The organism is Hydrobacter penzbergensis (assembly GCF_900106985.1).
Classification (GTDB): Bacteria; Bacteroidota; Bacteroidia; order Chitinophagales; family Chitinophagaceae; genus Sediminibacterium; species Sediminibacterium magnilacihabitans.
Genome location: NZ_FNNO01000004.1, coordinates 27,669 through 50,340, shown reverse-complemented (window position 1 = coordinate 50,340; position 22,672 = coordinate 27,669). Strand labels below are relative to the sequence as shown.

Here is a 22,672-nt window from a genome sequence, read left to right as displayed (position 1 = left end):
CAAGCAACCTTTCGTTACCCATTACCGTAATAGTATATAATTAATGCATAACATTGAATAATTTGCATATCAACCGCAAATTCAATTTTATGAAAAGATGGATTCGGATCATTTTGGCAATTGCTGTGGCATGTGCTGTAACCGGCGGCATCATTGCCTATCGTATTTTCAACAAACCCCACAGGGATGTTACACAGGAAACCGGCGTAGCGCTTACCGCACAGCAGCTTTATGACGCTTTCAAGACCAACGAGCAGGCGGCCAATCAAAAGTACCTCGACAAAGCCATCCAGCTTACCGGAGAGATTGCCGATATCAGCAAAAACCAGGAAGGTAATATTGTCGTAAATTTTAAGACCAATGACCCGCTTGTTATGATCAATTGTACTTTCAAAACCAACCCCGGCGAGTTAAAACCGGGGCAGAACATCACTTTCAAAGGCATCTGCACCGGGTATATTCCCGATGCCAACGTTGTTATCAATGAAGGCGTTTTAGCAAAATAAACAACCTATGAAGCAAATCATTACCATCCTCCTCCTTGCACTGGCAATGACCGGCGATCTGCATGCACAAAAAATATTCGGCACAAGGAATGGAAAGATCGGTTTTATTTCACCTACGGATGACGATGTGAAAGCCGTAAACAACGAAGTCTCCAGCAGGATATCTGACAATGGACAGATCACTTTCAGCCTGCTCATCAAAGGGTTTCGTTTCAAATACGCAGAAATGCAGGACCACTTCAATGACCAGTACCTGGAAAGCACCAAATTTCCAAGGGCCGATTTCAAAGGCATGATCACCAACCTGGGCGATATCAACTTTTCGAAAGATGGTACTTATAAAGCCATTGTAAAGGGCGATCTGCTCATGCACGGCGTTACCAAAAACGTTCTGGTGAATGGTGTAATTGAAATCAAAGGGGGTAAACCTTCGGTTAAAGCCTCTTTTGTGATTGTGATGAAAGATTTTAAAATAGACGCGGCCAATGTAACCGATAAGGTAACAATCGAAATCAATTGCCAGTACCAATAAACATCATTGTGATATAATAAACCATCTTTATGTACCGCTCCTATAAGAAACTTGCTGTGCTGATCACTTGCTGCTTGACCGCCTCATTGTTGCAGGCGCAACAGGTAGATCTTTTTAAAATGCAGGACAGCGCCAATAAAGCAACCGACAAAACCATTACTGCCGGACCTGTGATCAATACTTTTTATTCTACACGACTGGTAAATGCGCATACAGTAGAAATCACGGGTCCTGGAAGTATGGACTTTCGCATCAATCACCGTTTTTCGCCGGTGAACCAGGGCCTGTATGAATTATTCGGTCTCGACGGCGCCTCGTTTCGTTTTGGGTTCGACTTTGGTATTGCTAAAGACCTGATGATCGGTGTGGGCCGTACTACATATAACAAAGAATACGACGGGTTTATCAAATACCGGCTCATGCACCAGAGTACCGGAGCAGGGGCCATGCCTTTATCCATTGCAGTACTCGGATCGGCCATGTACAAGACCATTGATTTGGATACCAGTCTGAAAGCAACCGCCACTGACCGGCTCACTTATGTGCTACAGCTGATGATTGCCCGCAAATTTAATGAGCATACCTCTGTTCAGATATCGCCCACCCTCACACATTACAACCGGATCATCGGCTTCACCGGCGGATCTTCCGATATGCTTTCCATAGGTTTTCTCGCCCGGCAGAAAGTGAGCAAACGCATCAGTATCAATGCTGAATATTTCTGGCAGGCGAATCGCTTCAACGGCACATATGACCCGCTTTCCATTGGTGTGGATATTCAAACGGGCGGGCATGTTTTCCAGCTTCATTTTACCAATTCCATTGGCATGAACGAACATGCGTTCATCCACGAAACCACTGGCTCATGGGGCAATGGAGCCGTTCGCTGGGGCTTTAATATATCCCGTATCTTCAATATCAGCTCGAAGAACAAGAAAGGGAATTGGTAATCCATTCCCTTTTCCCTTAACTTTGCACTGCCACAGGCGGATTTGTTTATTGTTCAGCCTGGCGTTCCGCACTATTGCGGAATCAATTGAACTAATAAACGTATTGAAGAGCCCTTCATTTTTTCTCTCACAAGCGTTTATTGGTTCCATAATATAACCGGTTGCCCTGTTCTCTTACAACGGAACAACAGCAACCCAAAGAGTGCATTATGGATATCAGAAAAGAACTGGAAAAAAGGATACTGGTGATCGACGGCGCTATGGGCACCATGATCCAACAACACAAACTTACAGAAGCCGATTACCGCGGTGAGCGTTTCAAAGACTGGCAATGCGATGTAAAGGGCAATAACGACCTGCTGTGTATTACACAACCACAGATCATCAAAGGCATTCATAAACAATACCTTGCTGCCGGCGCCGACATTATTGAAACCAATACCTTCAGCAGCACTTTCATTGCCATGGCCGATTACGAAATGCAATCGCTGGCTTATGAATTGAATGTAGCCGCTGCGCGCTGTGCCAGGGAAGCCATCCAGGAATTTACCGCAGAAAATCCGGGTACTGCACAACGGTATGTGGCTGGCGCCATCGGTCCGCTGAATAAAACCTTGAGCCTTTCTCCCGATGTAAACAATCCCGGCTACCGCGCCGTAACATTCGATGAAGTGGCCGATGCTTATTATGAACAGATAAGCGGACTCGTAGATGGCGGCGTTGATATTTTACTAATTGAAACCATCTTCGACACCCTCAATGCCAAAGGCGCCATCTATGCGGCCAAAAAATATTTCAGAACAAGCGGCAAACCGGAATTGCCCATCATGATCAGCGGTACCATTACCGATGCTTCGGGGCGTACGTTGAGCGGACAAACACTGGAAGCCTTTTATACTTCCATCATGCATGCAAACCCTTTAAGCGTGGGATTGAACTGTGCATTGGGTGCCGCCGAAATGAGACCACATATTGAAGAACTGAGCCAGATAGCCGCTTGTTATACTTCGGCCTATCCCAATGCGGGTCTGCCTAATGCCATGGGTGAATACGATGAGGCGCCCCATGAAACGGCTCATTTTATAGAAGAATGGGCCAAAGAAGGGTTCGTGAACATCGTAGGAGGTTGTTGCGGCACCACGCCCGATCACATCAAACACATTGCCGACAACGTTAAAAAGATTGCGCCGAGAGCGATACCGGTTATTGAAACCGAGTTGGTTTAATCATTAAGTCAAGTATCATGAGTGGAGACATCATTATCAAACCTTATTTACGCCTTTCCGGACTGGAACCATTGGTTATACGGCCTGAAACGAATTTTGTCAATGTAGGCGAACGTACCAATGTAACCGGTTCCAAGAAATTCGCGCGGCTCATCAGGGAAGGTAAATACGAAGAAGCCCTTTCTGTAGCGAGGCAGCAAGTGGAGAGCGGTGCACAAATACTGGATGTGAACATGGACGATGCGTTGCTTGAAGGCGTAACAGCCATGACCACTTTCCTCAACCTGATCCAGAGCGAACCCGATATTGCCAAGATTCCCATTATGATCGACAGCTCGAAATTCGAGATCATTGAAGCGGGATTGAAATGCGTACAGGGTAAATGTATTGTGAACTCCATCTCCATGAAAGAAGGAGAAGAGAAATTCATTGAGCAGGCCATCATTTGTAAATCTTTTGGCGCCGCAGTAATTGTGATGGCATTTGATGAAATAGGACAGGCCGATACCAAAGAAAGAAAAGCAACTATCTGTCACAGGGCTTATAAAATACTGACTGAGCGCGTAGGCTTTGCACCGCAGGAGATCATCTTCGATCCCAACATCTTTGCTATTGCCACCGGTATTGAAGAGCATAACAATTATGCAGTTGATTTTATTGAAGCCACCCGCGAGATCAAGCAACTGATGCCGCTGACCAAAGTGAGCGGTGGTGTTTCCAACGTTTCTTTCTCTTTCCGCGGCAACGACCATGTGCGGGAAGCCATTCACTCGGTATTCCTGCTCCATGCCATCAAAGCCGGTATGGACATGGGCATTGTGAACGCAGGTCAGTTAGTGGTATACGATGAAATAGAACCCCGCCTGCGCGAGTTGTGTGAAGACGTGATCCTGAACCGCAACAACGAGAACAACGAAGCCACCGAAAAACTCATTGCCCATGCCGAAACAGTGAAAGCCAAAGGCAAAGTGGAAGTGAAAGACGAAGCATGGCGGAATGAGCCCATTGAGAAAAGACTGGCCCATGCACTGGTGAACGGCATTACCGATTATATAGATGCAGATACGGAAGAAGCCAGACAAAAATATCCTAAGCCATTGGATGTGATCGAAGGCCCGTTGATGGATGGTATGAACATCGTAGGTGACCTGTTTGGCGCCGGTAAGATGTTCCTGCCACAGGTGGTGAAGAGCGCCAGGGTGATGAAAAAAAGCGTGGCCATCCTTACACCTTATATAGAAGCCGAAAAAGAAGAAAAGAAAAAGGCGCAGCTACTTAGCGGTGAGGCAGACACAACATCTGCCGGCGCTGCCAAGATATTATTGGCTACTGTAAAAGGCGATGTACACGATATCGGAAAAAACATCGTAGGCGTGGTATTGGGATGTAACGGCTATGACATAGTTGACCTGGGTGTGATGGTGCCGGCCGACAAGATACTCGAGACAGCGATCAAAGAGAAGGCAGATATCATTGGGTTGAGCGGGTTGATCACACCTTCACTCGATGAAATGGTGCATATAGCCAAGGAAATGAAGCGTCGCAATATGCAGCAGCCGCTGCTCATCGGAGGCGCTACCACTTCGCGCATACATACTTCGGTTAAGATCGCACCGGAATATAATAATGGCGTTGTGCATGTGCTTGATGCTTCACGAAGTGTTACCGTAGCAGGTTCTTTGTTGAATAAGGAACAGAAAGAAGCCTTCCTGAAAAATACCGCTGAAGAATACGCCCGGTTGAAGCACAATTTCGACAACAAAAAGCCGGTGAAGCAATACCTTCCTTACGAAGACGTATTGCAGAACAAAACAAAGATCAACTGGGATGATTTTCAGGCAACCGATCCGCAATTCCTGGGCACTAAAGTATTCGACGATGTAGACCTCTCCGAGATCAGACCTTATATTGACTGGAAGCCTTTCTTCATTGCCTGGGAAATGCACGGCAATTTCCCCGACATTCTCAGCGATGAACTGGTTGGAAAAGAAGCCACCAAATTGTACAACGATGCCAATGCACTGATTGATAAGATCATTGCTGAAAAATGGCTCACAGCCAAAGGCACCATCGGCTTCTGGGAAGCGGGCAGTGAGAACGACGATGTGGTGGTAAAGAACGGAACAGCAGATACCCGCTTATCCTTCCTGCGACAGCAGGTAAAAAAAGCGCCCGGACAACCCAACCTGTCGCTGGCTGATTTTGTGGCGCCTGTTTCCAGTGGTAAAAAAGATTTCATCGGCGCTTTTGCCGTTACCATACACGGCATTGAACCGCATATCAAAAGATTCGAGCAAAACTTCGACGATTACAACAAGATAATGTTGCAGGCCCTGGCCGATCGTTTTGCAGAAGGTTTGGCCGAATACCTGCACCTGAAAACAAGAAAAACATATTGGGGTTACGATCAGTCCGAACAGCTGAGCAACGAAGAACTCATCAAAGAACAATACACTGGTATTCGTCCTGCGCCAGGTTATCCTGCCTGTCCGGATCATACAGAGAAACACAAACTCTTTCACTTGCTCAAAGCCACCGATACAGTGGGCATTGAGTTAACAGAGAGTCTGGCCATGTACCCTGCTTCCTCTGTTTGCGGTTGGTATTTTTCTAATCCAAGCAGCCAGTATTTCGGCGTGGGTAAGATCCTGCGCGATCAATTGGAAGATTATGCCCGTAGAAAGAACATGCCCCTGGCAGAAGCAGAAAGATGGTTGAGTCCGGTTTTGGATTAGCCCTTACCTTTGCGCCGAACAACCGATTCAGTATGAAATGTGTAAGTAAATCGCTGTTGGTATTGGCTATGGTATTGCCCGTTTTAACGCAGGCGCAAACAAAGAAAAAAGAAAAAAAAGGCGAGCTTTATTTTTCCTGGGGCTATAACAAAGAATGGTACACGCATTCAGACGTTACGGTTAGTCAGCCTGAGCTGCAGACTAAGTACACAATGAAAACTGTGCACTCGCACGATCATATCGGATGGGATGAAGGTATTTTCAGCATTCCCATCAGCATACCACAATACAATTATCGAATAGGATATTTTTTCAACCGAAAAAAAGGATGGGCTTTCGAAATCAATTTCGATCATACCAAACATATCATACAAGACGGACAGCAAATTGAAGTGAAAGGCATGCTGAATGGAAGACCGATTGATTCCACCATCAATTTCTCCAAAGCCAATGGCTTTTATTATTACCTGAACAATGGCGCCAATTTCCTGTTGTTCAACATCGTGAAAAGATGGAACTGGTTGGAAGCAAAGAACAATTGGTTCAAATTGGATGCACTTGCAAAAGCGGGTGTAGGTCCTGTTATCCCGCACGTAGAGAACAGCCTGTTCGGTCAGCACAACGATGCCGGTTTCCAATTGGGCGGATGGAACATGGGTTTCGAAGGCGCTTTACGCGGCACTTTCTGCAAGCATGTTTACCTTGAGTTTGCCAACAAGCTGGATTATGCCAGCTATTCAGGATTGAAAGTGTACAAAGGAACTGCGTCGCAGGCTTTTGGAACTTATGAGCTTATCCTGAACCTGGGATTCACTTTTTAATATCATCTCTTCTCAAACAGCCACCATAACCTTCTACGTGGTTTAACCTTGAAGTTTTTGCGCACATACGTTGCGATGTGGTGCATGGCTTCATCCATATCATCGGTAAGGAACAACAATGTTTTGTCAACCGGCGCGATGGTTCCGGCGGCTTCCATGGAGTCGATGGCTTTCATCAATGGTTCGTAATAAGATTTGCCATAGAGTACGATGGGAAAATCGTAGATTACTTTTGTCTGCGCTAACGTAATGGTTTCGAAGAATTCATCCATCGTGCCAAAGCCTCCCGGCATGATGATGAATGCGTAAGAATATTTTACCAGCATCACTTTGCGGGCGAAAAAATAATCGAAAGTGATCCATTTGTGCATATACGGATTGGGATGCTGTTCATGCGGCAGTTTGATATTACATCCTACCGAAGTACCGCCGCTTTCAAAAGCGCCGCGGTTGGCTGCTTCCATAATGCCCGGTCCGCCGCCTGTCATGGTGGTAAAACCGGCAGCAGCAATGCGCCTGCCGAATTCCCTGGCTGCATGGTAGTATGGATGATCTTCTCCAAACCTGGCAGAGCCGAACACCGTAACACAGGGCCCAAGGAAATGCATGGTCCTGAACCCTTTGATGAACTGCCAGAATACATCCCAGGCAAAACCCAGTTCACTGATCCTGGGGCGGGGTCCTTCGAGATAAATGGATTGTTTTGCAGGAATGATCCTGTTTGTCTTTTTCATATACACATCTTGAATACAAAGAAGGGTCAAATTAGTAAAAAAATAGCATGCGGTGAATGTGGTTTTTGATGCATCTTTATATTCGCTTAAACCCATCAACATGCGCATCATTTCATACAATGTCAATGGCATCAGGGCTGCTATCAAAAAAGGATTTCTCGACTGGTTGCAGACGAATCCGGCAGACATTATTTGTTTGCAGGAAACCAAAGCACAAAAAGAAGACATTGATATTGCATCCATAGAATCGCTTGGCTACCAGACATACTGGTTTTCGGCACAGAAAAAAGGATACAGCGGGGTGGCCATCTTTACCAAAATCAAACCCGACCAGGTTATATCGGGAAATAAAATTGAACAAAGTGATTTTGAAGGAAGGGTGATCCGCGCCGATTTCGGAGATATCACACTCATCAACGCTTATTTTCCTTCGGGCACCAGCGGCGATGAACGGCAAACTTATAAATACCAATGGCTGGATGAATTCTTTGATTATGTTCAGGACTTGCGTAAAAAAAGACCTAAGTTGATTGTTACGGGTGATTATAATATTGCACATACCGAAGTAGACATCCACGATCCCAAGGGAAATAAAAACTCATCCGGCTTCCTGCCCGAAGAGCGGGCCTGGATGGATAAATTTCTTGGGAAACAATGGATCGATACTTTCCGCCTCTTGCATCCCGATACCAAAGGCGCTTATTCCTGGTGGAGCCAGCGTTTCCCTTCAGTACGATTACAAAACAAAGGATGGCGGATCGACTATATCTGTATCAGTGAAGCATTGAAGCCCCAACTGAAATCCGCTGCTATTTACCCAGATGTAAAACACAGCGATCATTGTCCCATCTACGCGGAAATTAAATGAGCATGTTTATCTACAACGTCACCACGAAAGTCTCCCCGCATATCCACGAAGACTGGGTACGCTGGATGAAAGAAGAGCACATACCGGCTGTTATGCAAAGCGGCTGCTTTACGGAGTACTGTTTTGTAAAACTGCTGGAAACCGACGAATCAGAGGGGCCTACTTATGCCACGCAATATTTCGCAGCTACCAGGGATGATTATGAGCGGTACATTGCACAGCATGCAACTGCATTGCGGCAGGATGCCCTGGATCGATGGGGTAATCATTTCGTTGGTTTTCGCACACTCATGCAGATTGTGAATTGAGTGTGGATAGTTTTTACAGGCGATGTTGGCATATCCAAATCTTCGTTATATTTCTCTGAAACCCGCACGGGAACTGAATTCCAGCCATCTAACCCTTAAAACCCTTTGCCCGCAAGCGTTCCAGCCAGAAGGCATTTACGGAATTATTTCCAACTATTTGAATAAAATCGGCTGAAATCCTTTATGGCAGGGTGTTTGCAGGTTCCAAAAAAGAGGATAAAAAAGCAATGAAATATTTTGCTGAACGACAAAAGCCAATAAATTTGTTTCATAGAATTAAAACAATCTAAAAACACATCTATGAACAAAGCTGAATTGATCGCCCAGATTGCTGAAGATGCTGGCGTTACTAAGACCCAGGCAAATGCTGCCCTGGATTCTTTTGTTGACACAGTAACCAAAGCGCTGAAAAAAGGCGACAAAGTTACCCTGGTTGGTTTTGGTACTTTCTCTGTATCTAAGCGTGCTGCTCGTACAGGTCGTAACCCTCAGACTGGCGAAACGATCAAGATCAAGGCTAAGAAAGTTGCCCGCTTCAAAGCTGGTAAAGAATTAAGCGCTAAGATCTAACTGAAAGCTCTTCAAAAGAATTGAACCCCGCATTAGCGGGGTTTTTCTATTTTTGCAATTCATTTATTTTCAAAACCAAAAACAATACCATGGGTAGAGGTGATAAAAAGACCGCAAAAGGTAAAAGATTTCAGGGCTCTTTTGGAAAAACGCGTCCTGCCAAGCCGAATAAGAGTAAGAAGCCTGCCGTAAAAGCTTCTTAAACATTCCATCGTCATCCCGAGCAACGTCACCCTGAGCGAGCGAAGCGAGTCGAAGGGGCAGCCGAGGGACCTCATGAAGTCTTCAGCAGGTCCCTCGACTCGCTGCGCTCGCTCGGGATGACGATATAATGGTACATCAGCGATTCTTCGTTGCTATTGTTTCTATTGCCTGAACCAATCTGTCCAGGTCATCTATTCTTGTATATACATGCGGCGTAACGCGCACGCAACTGATGTTTTCCCACACAATACCAACGGTATGTATCTTATAGCGGTTGAATAAAGCGCTGTCGAGCTCTGCCGGTGTCATACCTTCAATGCTTACGCCCGTTATGGCGCAGGAATATTCCGGTTTCAAAGATGTATGCAGTTTTACACGCGGAATGGATTTTACCTTCCCGGCCCAATAATTTTTGAGATAGCGAATGCGTTCTTCTTTCCGTTTACTCCCGATGGCTGTATGAAAATTGATCGCTTCGCCTATTCCCTGCTCTATCGGAAAGCTACGGGTACCAAGGGTTTCAAATTTGCGAATGTCGTCGCTGTGCGGTTTATCGTTACAGAGTAGCGGCCATATCTTGCCAATTTTATCTTGTTTGATCCATAACATGCCGCTGCCAATGGGTGCACTTAAGAATTTGTGCAGACTGGTTCCGAAATAATCACATTCCAGGTCCGGGATCTTGAAATCAAGCAGTCCGAATGAATGCGCCCCATCCACAATCACTTCCAGGTTGTGCCGGTGCGCCATCTGGCAAATCTTTTTCACGGGCATGATCTGTCCCACCCAATTGATGATATGGGTAACATGCAATATCCGGGTTTTAGGTGTGATGGCTTTTTCATAAGCGCTTACAATCGCCTCATCATCTTCTATGGGAAAATCGAAACTGATCTGCGTATACTGTAATCCGTCACGCATGGCACGCTGCTTCCAGGCCTGTATCATGTTCGGATAATCCTGTTTGGTACCGATCACTTCATCGCCCGCTTTGAGTTCCAGTCCATAGATAACTGTATTCAGCGATTCGGTGGCATTCCTGTTCACCGCTATTTCTTCGGGCAGGCAGCCGGCCAGTGTTGCCAGCTTCTGGCGCAGCGGCTCCCTTCCCTGGTCCAGTATCCGCCACATATAATAAGAGGGCCCTTCATTGGATAAACGATTGAAGCGTTCCACCGCTTCCTGTACCACACGCGGAGCGGGACTTACTCCGCCATTGTTGAGGTTCACCAGGTTGGGATTTACAGTGAAAGACTGTTGTATCACTGACCAGTAGTCTTCATCAGTTGCCACAGTCTCCGGACTGCATCCTGCTACTTTTTGTGCAGCCTGCTTCCATTCCGCTGCATGCAACTGGTTAAAAAGGCTATTGGCAGAGAACGCCCCCGCCATCAGGCCAAGCTGCCCGATGAATTTCCTGCGCTGGTTCATACGCATAGGTTTAGTGAGAAAGTTAATGATAATTTTGCGTCCAAAAAATCGATTATGCTAAAACCAATAAAAAATGAAAGACAATATGAAGATGCGCTGGCTCGTACTTACGCACTATTGCAAAAAGAGTTGAAAGCCAATTCAAAAGAGTCGGATAAATTAGAGATATTGTCTATCCTGATCAAATCGTATGAGCATGAACATCATGCGATGCCTAAGCCCAACCCATTGAAAGCCGTCAAATTCAGGCTCGAGCAATTGGGCATGTCGGAAGCCCAATTATCTGAAGTATTGGGCTACCGCTCCAGGAAATCAGAAATTCTGTCCGGCAAAAGAAAACTCAGTTTGGCTATGATTCGGAAGCTGAACCAGGCACTGCATATTCCCGCCGAAGTGTTAATACAGGCTTATTAAGTACCTATAACCTGGTTTGTGTGTATCTTTGCAACAGAAAACAGTTGTTATGAAAACGAAGGGATGGATACTGGCGGTGTGTTTGGTATTGTTGCTGCTGAATGCAGGATATTTACAGGCACAGTGTTCCATTTGTACCAAAACCGCTTCTCAAATGGGCGAAGGCCCGGCCAAAGCCCTCAACTCTGCCATTATTTATTTAGCAGCGGCCCCGCTGCTCATCATGGGTTATATAGGCATGCGCTGGTGGAAGAACGAGAAAAACATGCACAAATAACGCCTGACCGGATTTTCAATACAATCCCCGGTAGATCTCTATATACTGACGGGCCGTTTGTTGCCAGTTGAATGAATAAGCCCTTGCTTTCAGTCTTTCCACCAAGCCCGTATCTGTTGAATAAACAGTCATCCTCCTTTGCAGAATTTCCTGCATATTCTCCGGATCAAAATCATTGAAATAAAAAGCATCTTCCCCTCCTATCTCGGGTAAAGAAGTCTGTGTTGATAAAAACACCGGCTTGCCAAACGCCATGGCTTCTATCACCGGTAAGCCGAACCCTTCTGCCAATGATGGAAATACAAATGCTTCACAATGCTGGTAATACCAATATTTTTCTGCTTCTGTTACCGGCCCTGTAAAATGCACCCTGCTTAGTACACCAGTCTTCTGCGCAGCTGCTATGATTTCCTTTTTATATGCTTCATCCTGCACAATGCCTGCAATAACTAAATGTTTGTCGTTATTCACCAGCAGCGCCGGTAATACATGAAAGTTCTTTTTTACCGCAATCGTTCCAATGGTAAATAAAAAAGGACCGCCAGGTTGTACAAGCGGTGCAGCAGGCAAAATAGCTGCATTGATATTGCATCCGTTATAAATAACCGTTGCGGGTTTGTTATTCAACCGGATATGAGCATGCAAATCATCCAGCACAAATTGTGAAATGGTTGTAATATGATCTGCCCGGTCTATTTTATGCTGCAGCGCCTGCAGGCAAGTTTTTCTTTTTGCAGCCGATTTAAAGTTCCCTTTCAGAAAATTCAAATCGTGTACCGTTAATACAACAGGGATCTTCCTGTTGGCAGGAAAGTATTGACTGCCCTGGTGTGTAGCATGCCAGACATTGTATTTAGCGGTAGCAGGCAATATCCATTTATGCACAGCATGCTGGTATATATATTGTGCATGAGTGCCAAAAACAGGACCGCATTTCCGGGGCATGAAAAAAGAAATCGCTTCTTCCACAGCTTCTTTCAGCAACGAACGACCCAATTGCAGGCAGAAATGGTATAACCCCGTATGAGGGTATTTCATTCTTTCGCAATCGAGTATGATCTTATGCATTGGTCGGGTGTAGATTATTTGATCTTGTAAAACATTTTCAGGCAAAACAGCCATCGTCTGAGTTGGTTTCGCCGCTTGTATGCCAGTATCCTGCGATTGTATCGAAAGAACAGGGTCATTCTTTTGAAATTGTTCATCAACGAAAAATCATGGTACGACTGCATCACAGCAGCCAGTATCTTTTTTTCATTCCCCAGCAATGCAGGGCACTTCTCATACTGCAATCGTATCCGCTCCCTGATTTGCGCCAGCTCCGCTTCTTTACCAGGCTTTTTCTTTTTCACTGGCACCGCCTCTCCTTCCGCCTTCACTTTTGCGGCGCCAAACACATTGGCATTGTGCTGCCGGTATTGTACCAGCACTTTATCTACGAATTTGATTTTACCTGTCAACGTAGCTACAAAGCCCAACCAATGATCGTGAGGTATCATAGGCGCCAAAGGAACAGACGCTTTTACCAGGCTTCTCCTGATGATCATCGCGTGTCCCGGCGCTGAATTGCCCACCAAAAAACTCAGGCAATCATCAAAATCGCCCAGCCTTTTGATATCCGATAATTTTTTTCCTACCCGGTTGCCATTGTAATCGATCAGCTCGGAATTACAGTACACAATGGGGTAATCGCCTATTTCCTGCATCAGCAGGCTCAGCTTTTGCTTATCCCAGATATCATCCTGGTCGCTGAGCGCCAGGAACTCACCGGCCGCCAATAACATACCCTTTTCAAAATTGCGTACATAGCCAATGTTCTGTTCATTGAAGAACAACCTGATATTGTTGAAGCGTTCTGCATATTGCTTTAGCAGGTTCGCCGTACCATCTGTTGATCCATCATCTACTATGATCACTTCCAGGTTAGGATAAGTTTGTTCCAGGATGCTGTTGAGCTGTGCACCTATGAATCGTTCTCCATTATAAGTGGCCATCACTACCGATACCAATGGTAATTCTGCTGCAGGATTCATGTACTATTTACAGGTATTGCTGAACGAAAGTAAATAAATTAAAACCAGGTTCTTCCAAAGCCCTTCTAACCGATCGCCTCATTTCCTCTTTATCAATGGATGCCATTCTGTGTTTTTGGATGAGCCGGTAAGCTCTTTCGGTAAACAACCACGATTTTCTTTCCAGTAAACGTGCTGTATGCTGGTGTGCCACGATGGCTTCCATCAGGGCATCTATACCTTCTTTGCGTGAAGCAATTGTTTTGATCACAGGCACCTGCCATGTGCGCTGCTGAAATGCAGGCGCCAGCATTTGTTTCAGGTTTTTCACAAACAGATCGGCATCCGGCCTGTCGCTTTTATTTACCACAAATACATCTGCAATTTCCATAAGCCCTGCTTTCATGGTCTGTACTTCATCTCCCGCTTCAGGCACCACTACTACTACTGTTGTATCGGCCAGTCCCGCTACTTCAATCTCGCTTTGCCCAACACCCACGGTTTCAACAATGATCTCATCAAACCCCGCAGCCTGCATCAATGCAGTGATCTCAATCATTTGCGGATGAAGGCCCCCCAGCGCTCCCCTTGAAGCAAGTGAACGGATAAAAACATGCGGATGCTGGTACCATTCACTCATGCGAATCCTGTCGCCCAGCAATGCACCCAGGTTAAAGGGGGAAGATGGATCAACACAAAGCACACCCACTTTTTTCCCTTGCGCCACCCAGGCACCGATGAGCGCATCTACCAGCGTGCTTTTCCCGGCCCCGGGAGGGCCTGTAATACCTGTTATGGCAGTTTTTCCGGAAGGCAACCGGCTCAGGAACGTCTCGTAACCACTCACCGCATTTTCCACCAGGGAAATACTTCTGGCAAGTGCTTTAAAGTCGCCCTGGCTCACACCTGTTATGAACTGCTCCCACATAGTTCTAAATATAGACCTATTATTTCAACAACCTGTAATTCCTGAAATCAAACGGCCTGATGCCGGTAAGCCGCTCAAAATAATAAAGGAGCCTGTCTTTCAATGAAAACCGCTTCCTGGTAATATCCAATTCTACCTGCCAGTTCTTGCGCGCGATCCTGTCTTTCATCACCGACGGGTGAGTATCCCTGAAGCGTTGCAACGAATCGAATTCATTGAAATCATAAAAATCCGGACTCGTAATTACCGACCGTATATTGGCATTACTATCCCAATACCGGCTGATCTCTTTTTGCTTTTTCATCATCTGCTCGGGGCTCTTTACCCAGCCATAGTGATAGATATAAGCGTCTGCCGGTTTCACCCACAATTTCCTTTCATCCACCCGGAATCCCTGCGCGTCTTTATAAGCGGCGATCTTTTTATCATTCCGTATAATACGCACTTCGTGATCGTACCATTTACGGCTATCGCCCACATAATCATACGTACCATAAAAATGGAGGTATTTGAAGAGCAATCCTTCTACTCTTTCATCATCTTTATATCGTATACAAGCCTCTTTAATAGCCGGATGGTATTTTTCGTGCACTACTTCATCGCCCTGGATATAAAAAGCCCAATCACTTTCGGGATCGATCAATTGAAAAGCCTTGTTCGTTTCAACCGCCAGTACCGATCCGCCGCTGCGTAAGCCGGAATCCCAGACCGACCGGTGTATGCGGATCTTGGGGTCGTTGATTGATTGCATCAGTCCCAATGTATCATCAGAAGAATCTCCTACCAATACGATCATTTCATCCACTACCGGCAGAATAGAGCGAATTGCTTCTACAATGGGGTAGTCGTTCATAACAGCATTGCGAATGATCGTAAAACCTGAAATTTTCATAGTCCGAAATTGTCACGGCAAAGAAAGGCTTTAATTTTGACCTGTAACATACCCGCTTATGCCAACAACCCTCTGCTTCGATTTTGGGAACACCCGCCTCAAATCTGCCGTATTTGAAAACGACGAGATCAAAGAAGTAGTGGTATTGGAAAACGATACGCCCGATGCCATTCGCCCGCTGATAGAAAAATACAAACCTTCCCGATCGATCCTTTCTTCTGTGATCAGGCATAACGCTGAAACGGAAACTTTCCTGGCGGCACATACACAATTCCACAAGCTCGACCACCATAGTCAATTGCCCTTCACCTCACCGGTAGGCAAGCCCGAGACCATTGGAGCCGACAGGCTGGCCATTTGTGCAGCGGCTGTTCAACTATTCCCGCACCAGCACAACCTGGCCATCGGGCTGGGTACCTGCATCACCTATAATTATATCAGCCCCGTTCATGAATTCCTGGGAGGCAGCATCTCTCCCGGCCTCAATATGCGTTTCAGGGCCATGCACGAACAAACCGCCCTGCTGCCCCTGGTAAGCCCTGAAAACAGGTTTCCGCTGATAGGTTATGATACCAAAACCAATATTTTGAGCGGTGTGATACTGGGAATGGCCAAAGAAATAGATGGAATAATTGATGCTTATGCATTGAAATACAGCAACTTTAACGTGCTGTTAACCGGGGGTGATATGGGTTTTTTTGTCTCACATCTAAAAAACAGGATATTTGCCGACCCTTATTTAATCTTTAAAGGCCTCTATGCGATCAGTGAGTACAACTGTGGCCAGGCTTTACCTGGCTCTATTAGTAACCGGAACCACCCTGCTTAGTGCTGTTGCACAAGAGAATTCTCCCTTTGCACGTTACGGACTTGGTAATATTTATAGCGGATCCAATGTGGTGAGCCGCTCCATGGGTGGACTGGGTGTTGCCCATGCAGATGGCCTGAACAATAATGTGGGGCAATCCATCAACTTCAGTAACCCCGCTACTTACGGGAACCTGTACATGACTTCTTTTGACCTGGGTCTGATGATCGATTCCCGCACGTTACGCAGCAATAATCCTTCGGGCCATTTCCAGTCGAACTATTTCATACCTACTTATGTGGTGGTGGGAATGCCCCTGAACCGCAAAAAAGGATGGGGTCTGGCTTTTGGCCTGCGACCTGTTACCAGGATCAATTATTCTGTTCACACTTTTGAACAGATCAGGACCGACAGCCTCGTCAATGTGTATGAAGGCTCTGGTGGATTGAACCAGTTTTTTGTGGGATTAGGCAAAAAATGGAAATCGCTCAACATCGGTTTTAATGCGGGCTATCATTTCGGAAACAAGGATATTTCTACTAAAAAAGCTTTCGTGAACGATACGGTTTTCCATTACCAGTCGAACTCTTTTACCAATACGCATTTCAACGGCCTCTTCTTTGATGCCGGTATGCAGTATGAAATAAAGCTGAGCAAGAAAGAATTCAAAGAAAAAAAATCCACCGATCAGTATGCACTCCGTTTCGGAGCCACTGCCAGCCTGAAGCAGCAATTATCTGCTTCGCAGGATATCGGCCGCCAGACCTATACGCAGACTTCCAATGGCGAAGTGACCATCGACAGTATTTACGAAGTAAAGAATACCAAAGGCAAAATAACCCTGCCTTTCAGTTATGCAGGCGGTATCACTTTCCATAAAACAACCACAAGTGTAAGAGGTGCATTCGAAATGTGGTCGATCGGTGCAGAATATGCTGTTACACAATGGACCCAATACCGTTTTTATGGACAAACCGAGCCACTGGTGAATAGCTGGCAGATGAAAGTGGGTGGACAGTTCTGTCCGAACCCCATCAATGGAAAAAATTACTGGAGCAATGTCAATTACCGTGCAGGGGTATACTACGGTAAGGATTACGTGAACCCCGATGGCAATGGTCTGAAACAATTCGGCGTCTCCCTCGGCGCCGGCCTGCCGGTAAAAAAATGGCGCTCTTACGACTACCAGTTCACCACCATCAATACTGCCTTTGAGTTTGGCAAACGCGGGTCCAGTGTTAACAATATCACAGAAAATTATTTTCAGTTATCTTTCGGACTTAGTTTGAGCGACATTTGGTTCCAGAAACGCAAGTATGATTAATCGCAGGATACATAAAAAACTAATTACAGCAGCCGTGATCACCGGCTGCTTTTTTATGTTCGCCTGCGAAAATGATGTGAATGAAGTGAGAGCGTTGGGTAAGCGAAAGCCCGGCGTTGACGAAGGACGCAAAATTGAAAGTTACCTGAGTGTAGGAGGTCATATGCGGGCCAAGCTGATTGCACCTCTGATGTTAAGTTTCCAGGGCGATAGCGCACGCAAAGCCGAATTTCCTAAATCGCTGCACGTTGATTTTTATAATGACAGCCTGGTAATCGAAAGTCAGCTCGGCGCCAAATACGGGCGCTACCTTGAAGGAGAAAACAAAGTATTCCTGAAAGACAGTGTGGTAGCGTTCAATATCAAAGGAGATACATTGTTTGCCAAAGAACTTTACTGGGACCAGTCCCTCGGTCAGTTCTATACCGATAAAGAAGTGACCATCAGTCAACGTACCCCCCGCCAAAAACTGATCGGACTGAAAGGTATCCGCTGCAACCAGGATTTGTCGAACATCACACTGTTCGACCTCAAGCCCGGCAGCTTTTTCATTGTTCCCGACAGCACTTCTACGGCCAAAGACACAAGTAAAACCGTAATAAAGTAAATTGCGAATGGATGAGGTGAAGAACGTCATCCTGAGCGAGCGAAGCGAGTCGAAGGACCTGCTGGTACTTCGAGCAGATCCCTCGACTACGCTCGGGATGACGAATAAAATAAATCAAATAATATGGAATATCGCAGGATGGGCAAGACCGGCCTACAACTCAGTGTGCTCAGCTATGGCAGTTGGGTAACTTTTCACAAGCAGATCAACGATGGCATTGCCGATGAATTGATGGGACTCGCTTATGACGCCGGCATTAATTTTTTCGACAATGCAGAAGTATATGCCCTGGGCGAGGGTGAGCAAATGATGGGCCGGGTATTGAAGAAAAAAAACTGGGACCGTACCTCTTATACCCTTTCTTCCAAAGCGTATTTCGGATGGAGGGGTAAACAAAACAAGCCCAACCAGACCGGCCTCAGCCGCAAACACCTGGTAGAAGCCTGCCACGAAGCCTTGCAACGCCTGCAAACAGATTACCTGGATATTTATTTCTGTCACCGTCCCGACCCTGCTGTACCCATTGAAGAAGTAGTGTGGACCATGCACAACTTGATACAACAAGGCAAAGTGTTGTATTGGGGCACCAGCCAGTGGAGCGGTGCAGAGATCATGGAAGCCCATCGCGCAGCGCAACAGTATCACCTCATCGCCCCTACGGTTGAGCAACCGCAATACAATATGTTCGAACGTTTTAAGATGGAGCAGGATTACCTGCCGGTATTCAGGAACGTTGGATTGGGTACTACCATTTGGAGTCCGCTCGCCGCCGGTTTCCTTACAGGCAAATACAACAACGGTATTCCGGAAGGATCGAGACTGGCATTGGAAGGATTCGACTGGTTAAAAGACCGCTGGGTGCAGGAAGCCAAAATAGAAAAGGCGAAGCAATTGCTACTCCTGGCCAACGAGCTCGGCGTATCCCTTGCCAGCCTGGCCATTGCCTGGACCATTCACAACCCGCATGTAACCACCGCTATCCTGGGCGCTACAAAAGCATCGCAACTGGAAGAAAATCTGAAAGCGCTGGAGGCGTTGCCATTGCTTACCACGGAAATAATTGAACGGATTGAAAAAATATTACAGAACAAGCCGGTAATGGATCTTTCCTGACGCGTTCTGTTTTCGGAAACCCGGTTCATTTTAGACGATTAAACACTGATTACAACATGAGATGCTTTATCCTGTGCATACTTACCTGTTCCCTGACGCTTGCCCATGCGCAGCATTTTCAACAGGCGCTATCATTGTTAACCGAGAATAAAAGAACCGAAGCCAAGAGGTTGCTGAACAAACGGATTGAAATTTATGGCGATAATGAAGATACCGAGTACAAGCAACTGGAATTGCTGGTAAAAAGAAGCGATATCGACGGACTGATCAAAGAATTGGGAAAAGCCTATCAGCGCTATCCCGACAATGTTCCATTCGCCAACATGAAATACAACCCCGAGGCCAATGTAAACAAAGACAAGAGCAAAGCCGATACAGTGCTTGAAACTTTCCTGAGCAACCATTATAACGAACAACTGCTTGACATATTGGTGAACGATAAGATGGCCCCTGGCAAAAAAGAAGAAGCACCTAAAAATATTAGCTACAGCTGCCCTGCACTCAATTATAGCCTGCATTTTGAAGTCAAACCCGACAGGGTCATTGCTACATGGGAAGTAAAATACCTGGCAGAAGAAGTCCCCACCAGTGAATTTGCAGCATTTAAAGAAGTGCTCAACAAAATGGTGGCGGCAGACAAAAAGCAGATCGCATTCAAATAAAAACGACCTGCCTTTCCAACTTTTTCGCCAGCCTGCACTCTTATAAACGGATTTTCCGATTGGAACAGGCAAATAACATACAAACGGCTGTTGTGAGAAGGGCCAGTAAAGGTGATGCAGCGGCGCAGGCTTTATTGTACAAGCAGTACAGCAAAGCCATGTTCAACATCTGCACGCGTATGACCGGCAATCTCAACGATGCGGAGGACATCCTACAGGATGCTTTCGTAATCGCCTTTCGCAGCATGTACCAATTGAGAGAGGCTGCGCAGTTCGGCGGCTGGTTAAAGCGCATTGTGGTAAACGAATGCATCCGTTTCAGCAAAAAAAACACCCGTTGGAATGAATGGAATGACCAGATGAATGATGTGCCGGCTGATGATGCTTCCGAATGGTGGACCAGCATCAGCCTTGATCTCATACACCGTGAGATCAAGGGTTTGCCCGATGGTTGCCGGCAGGTATTCAACCTTTATGTACTGGAAGATTACAGCCATAAAGAGATTGCCGAAAGCCTGGCCATATCGGAATCTACCAGCAAAAGCCAGTATTGGAGGGCCAAACAATTATTAAAAGAACGCATCACCGCGCAAATACAGGTTCATGGATGAATTGAAAAAATATTTGAAAGAACATGCCAGCCAGCTCAACCACGACGAGCCGGGCGAGGAGTTATGGCAACGGATACAGGAAAGAACTACCAACGCTGCTCAAACGCCCGTTATAATGCCGGTTATGAAATGGATGGCGGCAGCCTGTGTTATACTGATGGCCGGTATCGGCAGCTGGTACTTGCTGCACCCAAAAAACATGCACATTGATCCGGTTGCAACTACACATAAAAATAATCCGGTACAAGCGATCAGTCCTGTTGAAGTACAGCAACCCATCGAAGAACAGGATTTGCGGGTTGTTACTTCCGATGATAAACAGAACCCGTCTGTGCAGCATGTGGCTCGTTCAGTTAAACATAAGGCGTTGCCACCGGCAACGGATCCTGACTACAGTTTGGTACACAATATCGAGTCCAGCTTTACCCAGGTGATCGACCTGCAACGCAACAAATTGAATAGTACACCCATCTATGCCGAGTCGCCCGCGTATTTCAACGACTTCAAAGTGCAACTCAAACAGATGGAAAAAGATGAAAAGCAGATCAAGGAAGACATCGCTAAAAATGGCATTAATGATGAATTGATTACCCAGCTCATTAATATATACCAGCAAAAATTGAATATGCTGAAACAATTACAAATAGAAATGAACAAACTCAATAACCGGTTCAAAAAAGAGCGTGTTCCGGCAGACAGTACGCAGACTTATTTTCTGAACATGTAAATCTCCTAAACACCCCCTATATGAAAAATAATCATCAACAAATGGTATTATGTGCTTTGGCCGCATTGAGCCTGGCGGGTACCGCAACAGCACAACGGTATGACAATGACAACAATATAACCATCAACAGCAATCTTGACACCATCATAAAAAAACAATATGTTTCTGTAGCAGTCCGGGAATCCAAAATTCCTGTAACAGAACCGTTGTCAAAAGAGGTGAGCGCTGAAGTAGCCATGCCTAAAAACGGAGAAATTTATATTCAGAATAATTATCGTTCAGTGCAAGTGAAAACTTGGGATCAGCAGAAAGTAAAGCTCACCACCACTGCATATTATTACGATAAAGATAATACCCCTACTGATGAAGAACTGCTGGATAAGGCCAATATTTCGCTTAAAGTGATGGGCTCATCTGTTAAGATCAAATCAGGTATCGGCAATAATTATGGTTATGGTTTCGCTTATTCCAGCTGTAACAATTGTGCCGAAACAATGACATCTGGCAGTGGGTCGGCTGGCCAGATCACGTCCATAAGGCTACATTCGAACTCTACGAAAAAAAACAGCTCCAAAAGTGATCTTATTATCTATATGCCTGCAGGAACCAAAATAGACATTGAAAACAAATATGGCAATGTGATGCTTTTTAATGGTATTACGGAGGCGAGCATTGATATCAGCAATGGCAACCTGGAAGTTGGAGACATTAACAAATTGATCCTCCGCTCCAAATATGCCAATGCCAATTTGGGTAATTTGAAAAACGCAGAAGTAGAGTTGATGAATGGGCGCTTCAGCGCCCAAAATATCGATCAGCTCGATATAGATTCCAAATATTCGAATATTGAATTGGCTGCTGTTAAAAACCTTTCCATACGAAGTAATGTTGACGAGTACGATGTGGAAGAAGTGGGTGAATTGCGCGGCAGGAAGAATTACGGTAACCTAAGGATCACACACCTCAAAGAATCACTGGAACTGGAAGGACAGAATGCCGATCTTAAGATCAAAGATGTAGCGGCCAGTGTGAATCGTGTCAAAATAGATGATAAATATGCCGATATCAGGATACCACTTCGTAACATAAAAGCTTTTTCCATAGACTTTAGTGGTGCATATAGCACTGTCTATGGCGATTTTGAAAAGAAACCTGTCGTTGAAGAGAAAGCTGCCAAAGAGCCAAAGGAAAACACAACAACTGGAACTGAAAAACCAGTAACAGGATATGCTGCAAGCAGTGATACTAAAAATCAGCAGTTCAGGATCAATTTAGTCCAGGTTGGCGCCTGGGGAGGAGGCAATGACACACCTTCTAAATTCACAGCTGCTGTAGGTGATGGCAAAGGAATGAAAGTTGATATGAAATGCCAGAACTGTACGGTAGACTTCAAATAGCTTTTTTCTCATGTG

General features: G+C 45.7%; 26 protein-coding genes. 20 read left to right on the top strand and 6 right to left on the bottom strand.

Annotated elements, in window-relative coordinates:
* Positions 1-89: 89 nt before the first annotated feature.
* The 6 genes from BLU98_RS05930 to BLU98_RS05910 all read left to right on the top strand — a co-directional run bounded on the left by BLU98_RS05930 (position 90) and on the right by BLU98_RS05910 (position 6,770).
* Positions 90-506: an OB-fold protein gene (locus tag BLU98_RS05930; RefSeq protein WP_139173849.1), complete on the top strand. Its 417-nt coding sequence runs from the start codon at positions 90-92 to the stop codon at positions 504-506.
* Positions 507-513: 7 nt separating this feature from the next.
* Complete coding sequence (locus BLU98_RS05925) at positions 514-1,038, top strand: YceI family protein (protein ID WP_092723004.1); 525 nt, start codon at positions 514-516, stop codon at positions 1,036-1,038.
* A gap of 29 nt (positions 1,039-1,067) precedes the next feature.
* Positions 1,068-1,988 (top strand): DUF5777 family beta-barrel protein, encoded by a 921-nt coding sequence (locus BLU98_RS05920; protein WP_092723002.1) that lies wholly within the window; start codon positions 1,068-1,070, stop codon positions 1,986-1,988.
* A gap of 209 nt (positions 1,989-2,197) precedes the next feature.
* Positions 2,198-3,214 (top strand): homocysteine S-methyltransferase family protein, encoded by a 1,017-nt coding sequence (locus tag BLU98_RS17735; protein WP_257574742.1) that lies wholly within the window; start codon positions 2,198-2,200, stop codon positions 3,212-3,214.
* Positions 3,215-3,231: 17 nt separating this feature from the next.
* Positions 3,232-5,949 (top strand): methionine synthase, encoded by a 2,718-nt coding sequence (gene metH / locus BLU98_RS05915; RefSeq protein ID WP_257574741.1) that lies wholly within the window; start codon positions 3,232-3,234, stop codon positions 5,947-5,949.
* A 32-nt stretch (positions 5,950-5,981) separates the two neighbouring features.
* A complete protein-coding gene (locus BLU98_RS05910) occupies positions 5,982-6,770 on the top strand; it encodes a hypothetical protein (protein WP_139173848.1) in 789 nt (262 codons plus the stop codon).
* A 2-nt stretch (positions 6,771-6,772) separates the two neighbouring features.
* On the opposite strand, the gene BLU98_RS05905 is transcribed toward BLU98_RS05910, so the two are convergent.
* The gene (locus tag BLU98_RS05905; protein WP_092723265.1) at positions 6,773-7,504 is read right to left on the bottom strand and encodes an LOG family protein; all 732 of its coding nucleotides are present in this window, start codon (positions 7,502-7,504) and stop codon (positions 6,773-6,775) included.
* A 100-nt stretch (positions 7,505-7,604) separates the two neighbouring features.
* Between BLU98_RS05905 and BLU98_RS05900 the strand changes: the two genes are divergently transcribed.
* The 4 genes from BLU98_RS05900 to BLU98_RS05885 all read left to right on the top strand — a co-directional run bounded on the left by BLU98_RS05900 (position 7,605) and on the right by BLU98_RS05885 (position 9,453).
* Entirely contained in the window at positions 7,605-8,372 is a 768-nt protein-coding gene (locus BLU98_RS05900) for an exodeoxyribonuclease III (protein WP_092722998.1), read from the top strand.
* A 2-nt stretch (positions 8,373-8,374) separates the two neighbouring features.
* On the top strand, positions 8,375-8,680 hold the full coding sequence (locus BLU98_RS05895; protein WP_092723264.1) for a DUF4286 family protein: 306 nt from the start codon (positions 8,375-8,377) through the stop codon (positions 8,678-8,680).
* 300 nt (positions 8,681-8,980) lie between these two features.
* Positions 8,981-9,250, top strand: a complete 270-nt coding sequence (locus tag BLU98_RS05890) for an HU family DNA-binding protein (RefSeq protein ID WP_026768314.1) — start codon at positions 8,981-8,983, stop codon at positions 9,248-9,250.
* An 89-nt stretch (positions 9,251-9,339) separates the two neighbouring features.
* The gene (locus BLU98_RS05885; RefSeq protein ID WP_070415550.1) at positions 9,340-9,453 is read left to right on the top strand and encodes a 30S ribosomal protein THX; all 114 of its coding nucleotides are present in this window, start codon (positions 9,340-9,342) and stop codon (positions 9,451-9,453) included.
* 136 nt (positions 9,454-9,589) lie between these two features.
* Here BLU98_RS05885 and BLU98_RS05880 read toward each other — a convergent pair whose 3' ends face one another.
* On the bottom strand, positions 9,590-10,885 hold the full coding sequence (locus BLU98_RS05880) for an aminotransferase class V-fold PLP-dependent enzyme (RefSeq protein ID WP_257574740.1): 1,296 nt from the start codon (positions 10,883-10,885) through the stop codon (positions 9,590-9,592).
* Between the two features lie 54 nt (positions 10,886-10,939).
* Here BLU98_RS05880 and BLU98_RS05875 point away from each other — a divergent pair, with 54 nt between their 5' ends.
* Both BLU98_RS05875 and BLU98_RS05870 read left to right on the top strand, forming a co-directional pair.
* Positions 10,940-11,299: a helix-turn-helix domain-containing protein gene (locus tag BLU98_RS05875; protein WP_092722994.1), complete on the top strand. Its 360-nt coding sequence runs from the start codon at positions 10,940-10,942 to the stop codon at positions 11,297-11,299.
* A gap of 49 nt (positions 11,300-11,348) precedes the next feature.
* The gene (locus BLU98_RS05870; RefSeq protein WP_092722992.1) at positions 11,349-11,576 is read left to right on the top strand and encodes a CAMCR motif-containing small membrane protein; all 228 of its coding nucleotides are present in this window, start codon (positions 11,349-11,351) and stop codon (positions 11,574-11,576) included.
* Between the two features lie 15 nt (positions 11,577-11,591).
* Here the strand turns inward: BLU98_RS05870 and BLU98_RS05865 are convergent, their stop codons facing one another.
* The 4 genes from BLU98_RS05865 to BLU98_RS05850 are packed head-to-tail and all read right to left on the bottom strand — an operon-like array spanning position 11,592 to position 15,408.
* Positions 11,592-12,644: a glycosyltransferase family 4 protein gene (locus tag BLU98_RS05865; protein WP_257574739.1), complete on the bottom strand. Its 1,053-nt coding sequence runs from the start codon at positions 12,642-12,644 to the stop codon at positions 11,592-11,594.
* A gap of 14 nt (positions 12,645-12,658) precedes the next feature.
* Positions 12,659-13,609: a glycosyltransferase family 2 protein gene (locus BLU98_RS05860; RefSeq protein WP_092722989.1), complete on the bottom strand. Its 951-nt coding sequence runs from the start codon at positions 13,607-13,609 to the stop codon at positions 12,659-12,661.
* Between the two features lie 7 nt (positions 13,610-13,616).
* Positions 13,617-14,516: a methylmalonyl Co-A mutase-associated GTPase MeaB gene (meaB, locus tag BLU98_RS05855; RefSeq protein ID WP_092722986.1), complete on the bottom strand. Its 900-nt coding sequence runs from the start codon at positions 14,514-14,516 to the stop codon at positions 13,617-13,619.
* Between the two features lie 19 nt (positions 14,517-14,535).
* Positions 14,536-15,408, bottom strand: a complete 873-nt coding sequence (locus tag BLU98_RS05850) for a glycosyltransferase family protein (protein WP_092722984.1) — start codon at positions 15,406-15,408, stop codon at positions 14,536-14,538.
* A 58-nt stretch (positions 15,409-15,466) separates the two neighbouring features.
* Here BLU98_RS05850 and BLU98_RS05845 point away from each other — a divergent pair, with 58 nt between their 5' ends.
* From BLU98_RS05845 to BLU98_RS05810, 8 genes are all read left to right on the top strand, one after another.
* Complete coding sequence (locus tag BLU98_RS05845; protein ID WP_092722982.1) at positions 15,467-16,237, top strand: type III pantothenate kinase; 771 nt, start codon at positions 15,467-15,469, stop codon at positions 16,235-16,237.
* On the top strand, positions 16,167-17,540 hold the full coding sequence (bamG, locus tag BLU98_RS05840; RefSeq protein WP_139173847.1) for a BamG family beta-barrel-assembly machinery protein: 1,374 nt from the start codon (positions 16,167-16,169) through the stop codon (positions 17,538-17,540). Before BLU98_RS05845 ends, bamG begins: the two co-directional genes overlap by 71 nt.
* A complete protein-coding gene (locus BLU98_RS05835; protein WP_139173846.1) occupies positions 17,533-18,147 on the top strand; it encodes an LptA/OstA family protein in 615 nt (204 codons plus the stop codon). The genes bamG and BLU98_RS05835 overlap by 8 nt, the downstream gene beginning before the upstream one ends.
* 123 nt (positions 18,148-18,270) lie before the next feature.
* Complete coding sequence (locus tag BLU98_RS05830; protein ID WP_092722978.1) at positions 18,271-19,260, top strand: potassium channel beta subunit family protein; 990 nt, start codon at positions 18,271-18,273, stop codon at positions 19,258-19,260.
* 56 nt (positions 19,261-19,316) lie between these two features.
* Positions 19,317-19,922 carry a tetratricopeptide repeat protein gene (locus tag BLU98_RS05825; protein WP_092722976.1) on the top strand — a complete coding sequence of 202 codons (606 nt, stop codon included), beginning with the start codon at positions 19,317-19,319 and terminating at the stop codon, positions 19,920-19,922.
* Positions 19,923-20,014: 92 nt separating this feature from the next.
* Entirely contained in the window at positions 20,015-20,533 is a 519-nt protein-coding gene (locus BLU98_RS05820; protein ID WP_257574738.1) for an RNA polymerase sigma factor, read from the top strand.
* Positions 20,526-21,260, top strand: coding sequence for a hypothetical protein (locus tag BLU98_RS05815; RefSeq protein ID WP_092722972.1), 735 nt, complete (start codon positions 20,526-20,528; stop codon positions 21,258-21,260). The genes BLU98_RS05820 and BLU98_RS05815 overlap by 8 nt, the downstream gene beginning before the upstream one ends.
* A gap of 20 nt (positions 21,261-21,280) precedes the next feature.
* On the top strand, positions 21,281-22,657 hold the full coding sequence (locus BLU98_RS05810) for a hypothetical protein (RefSeq protein WP_092722970.1): 1,377 nt from the start codon (positions 21,281-21,283) through the stop codon (positions 22,655-22,657).
* The last annotated feature ends 15 nt before the right edge of the window (positions 22,658-22,672 follow it).

Excerpts from the sequence above, each read along its gene's own strand:
- BLU98_RS05930 (WP_139173849.1), top strand. The coding sequence starts at position 90 with ATGAAAAGATGGATTCGGATCATTTTGGCAATTGCTGTGGCATGTGCT.
- BLU98_RS05870 (WP_092722992.1), top strand. The coding sequence starts at position 11,349 with ATGAAAACGAAGGGATGGATACTGGCGGTGTGTTTGGTATTGTTGCTG.
- BLU98_RS05920 (WP_092723002.1), top strand. The coding sequence starts at position 1,068 with ATGTACCGCTCCTATAAGAAACTTGCTGTGCTGATCACTTGCTGCTTG.
- BLU98_RS05850 (WP_092722984.1), bottom strand. The coding sequence starts at position 15,408 with ATGAAAATTTCAGGTTTTACGATCATTCGCAATGCTGTTATGAACGAC.
- BLU98_RS05880 (WP_257574740.1), bottom strand. The coding sequence starts at position 10,885 with ATGAACCAGCGCAGGAAATTCATCGGGCAGCTTGGCCTGATGGCGGGG.
- BLU98_RS05890 (WP_026768314.1), top strand. The coding sequence starts at position 8,981 with ATGAACAAAGCTGAATTGATCGCCCAGATTGCTGAAGATGCTGGCGTT.
- bamG (WP_139173847.1), top strand. The coding sequence starts at position 16,167 with ATGCGATCAGTGAGTACAACTGTGGCCAGGCTTTACCTGGCTCTATTA.
- BLU98_RS05810 (WP_092722970.1), top strand. The coding sequence starts at position 21,281 with ATGAAAAATAATCATCAACAAATGGTATTATGTGCTTTGGCCGCATTG.
- BLU98_RS05875 (WP_092722994.1), top strand. The coding sequence starts at position 10,940 with ATGCTAAAACCAATAAAAAATGAAAGACAATATGAAGATGCGCTGGCT.
- BLU98_RS17735 (WP_257574742.1), top strand. The coding sequence starts at position 2,198 with ATGGATATCAGAAAAGAACTGGAAAAAAGGATACTGGTGATCGACGGC.
- BLU98_RS05910 (WP_139173848.1), top strand. The coding sequence starts at position 5,982 with ATGAAATGTGTAAGTAAATCGCTGTTGGTATTGGCTATGGTATTGCCC.
- BLU98_RS05900 (WP_092722998.1), top strand. The coding sequence starts at position 7,605 with ATGCGCATCATTTCATACAATGTCAATGGCATCAGGGCTGCTATCAAA.
- meaB (WP_092722986.1), bottom strand. The coding sequence starts at position 14,516 with ATGTGGGAGCAGTTCATAACAGGTGTGAGCCAGGGCGACTTTAAAGCA.
- BLU98_RS05830 (WP_092722978.1), top strand. The coding sequence starts at position 18,271 with ATGGAATATCGCAGGATGGGCAAGACCGGCCTACAACTCAGTGTGCTC.
- BLU98_RS05815 (WP_092722972.1), top strand. The coding sequence starts at position 20,526 with ATGGATGAATTGAAAAAATATTTGAAAGAACATGCCAGCCAGCTCAAC.
- BLU98_RS05835 (WP_139173846.1), top strand. The coding sequence starts at position 17,533 with ATGATTAATCGCAGGATACATAAAAAACTAATTACAGCAGCCGTGATC.
- BLU98_RS05845 (WP_092722982.1), top strand. The coding sequence starts at position 15,467 with ATGCCAACAACCCTCTGCTTCGATTTTGGGAACACCCGCCTCAAATCT.
- BLU98_RS05825 (WP_092722976.1), top strand. The coding sequence starts at position 19,317 with ATGAGATGCTTTATCCTGTGCATACTTACCTGTTCCCTGACGCTTGCC.
- metH (WP_257574741.1), top strand. The coding sequence starts at position 3,232 with ATGAGTGGAGACATCATTATCAAACCTTATTTACGCCTTTCCGGACTG.
- BLU98_RS05860 (WP_092722989.1), bottom strand. The coding sequence starts at position 13,609 with ATGAATCCTGCAGCAGAATTACCATTGGTATCGGTAGTGATGGCCACT.
- BLU98_RS05865 (WP_257574739.1), bottom strand. The coding sequence starts at position 12,644 with ATGCATAAGATCATACTCGATTGCGAAAGAATGAAATACCCTCATACG.
- BLU98_RS05905 (WP_092723265.1), bottom strand. The coding sequence starts at position 7,504 with ATGAAAAAGACAAACAGGATCATTCCTGCAAAACAATCCATTTATCTC.
- BLU98_RS05925 (WP_092723004.1), top strand. The coding sequence starts at position 514 with ATGAAGCAAATCATTACCATCCTCCTCCTTGCACTGGCAATGACCGGC.
- BLU98_RS05895 (WP_092723264.1), top strand. The coding sequence starts at position 8,375 with ATGTTTATCTACAACGTCACCACGAAAGTCTCCCCGCATATCCACGAA.
- BLU98_RS05885 (WP_070415550.1), top strand. The coding sequence starts at position 9,340 with ATGGGTAGAGGTGATAAAAAGACCGCAAAAGGTAAAAGATTTCAGGGC.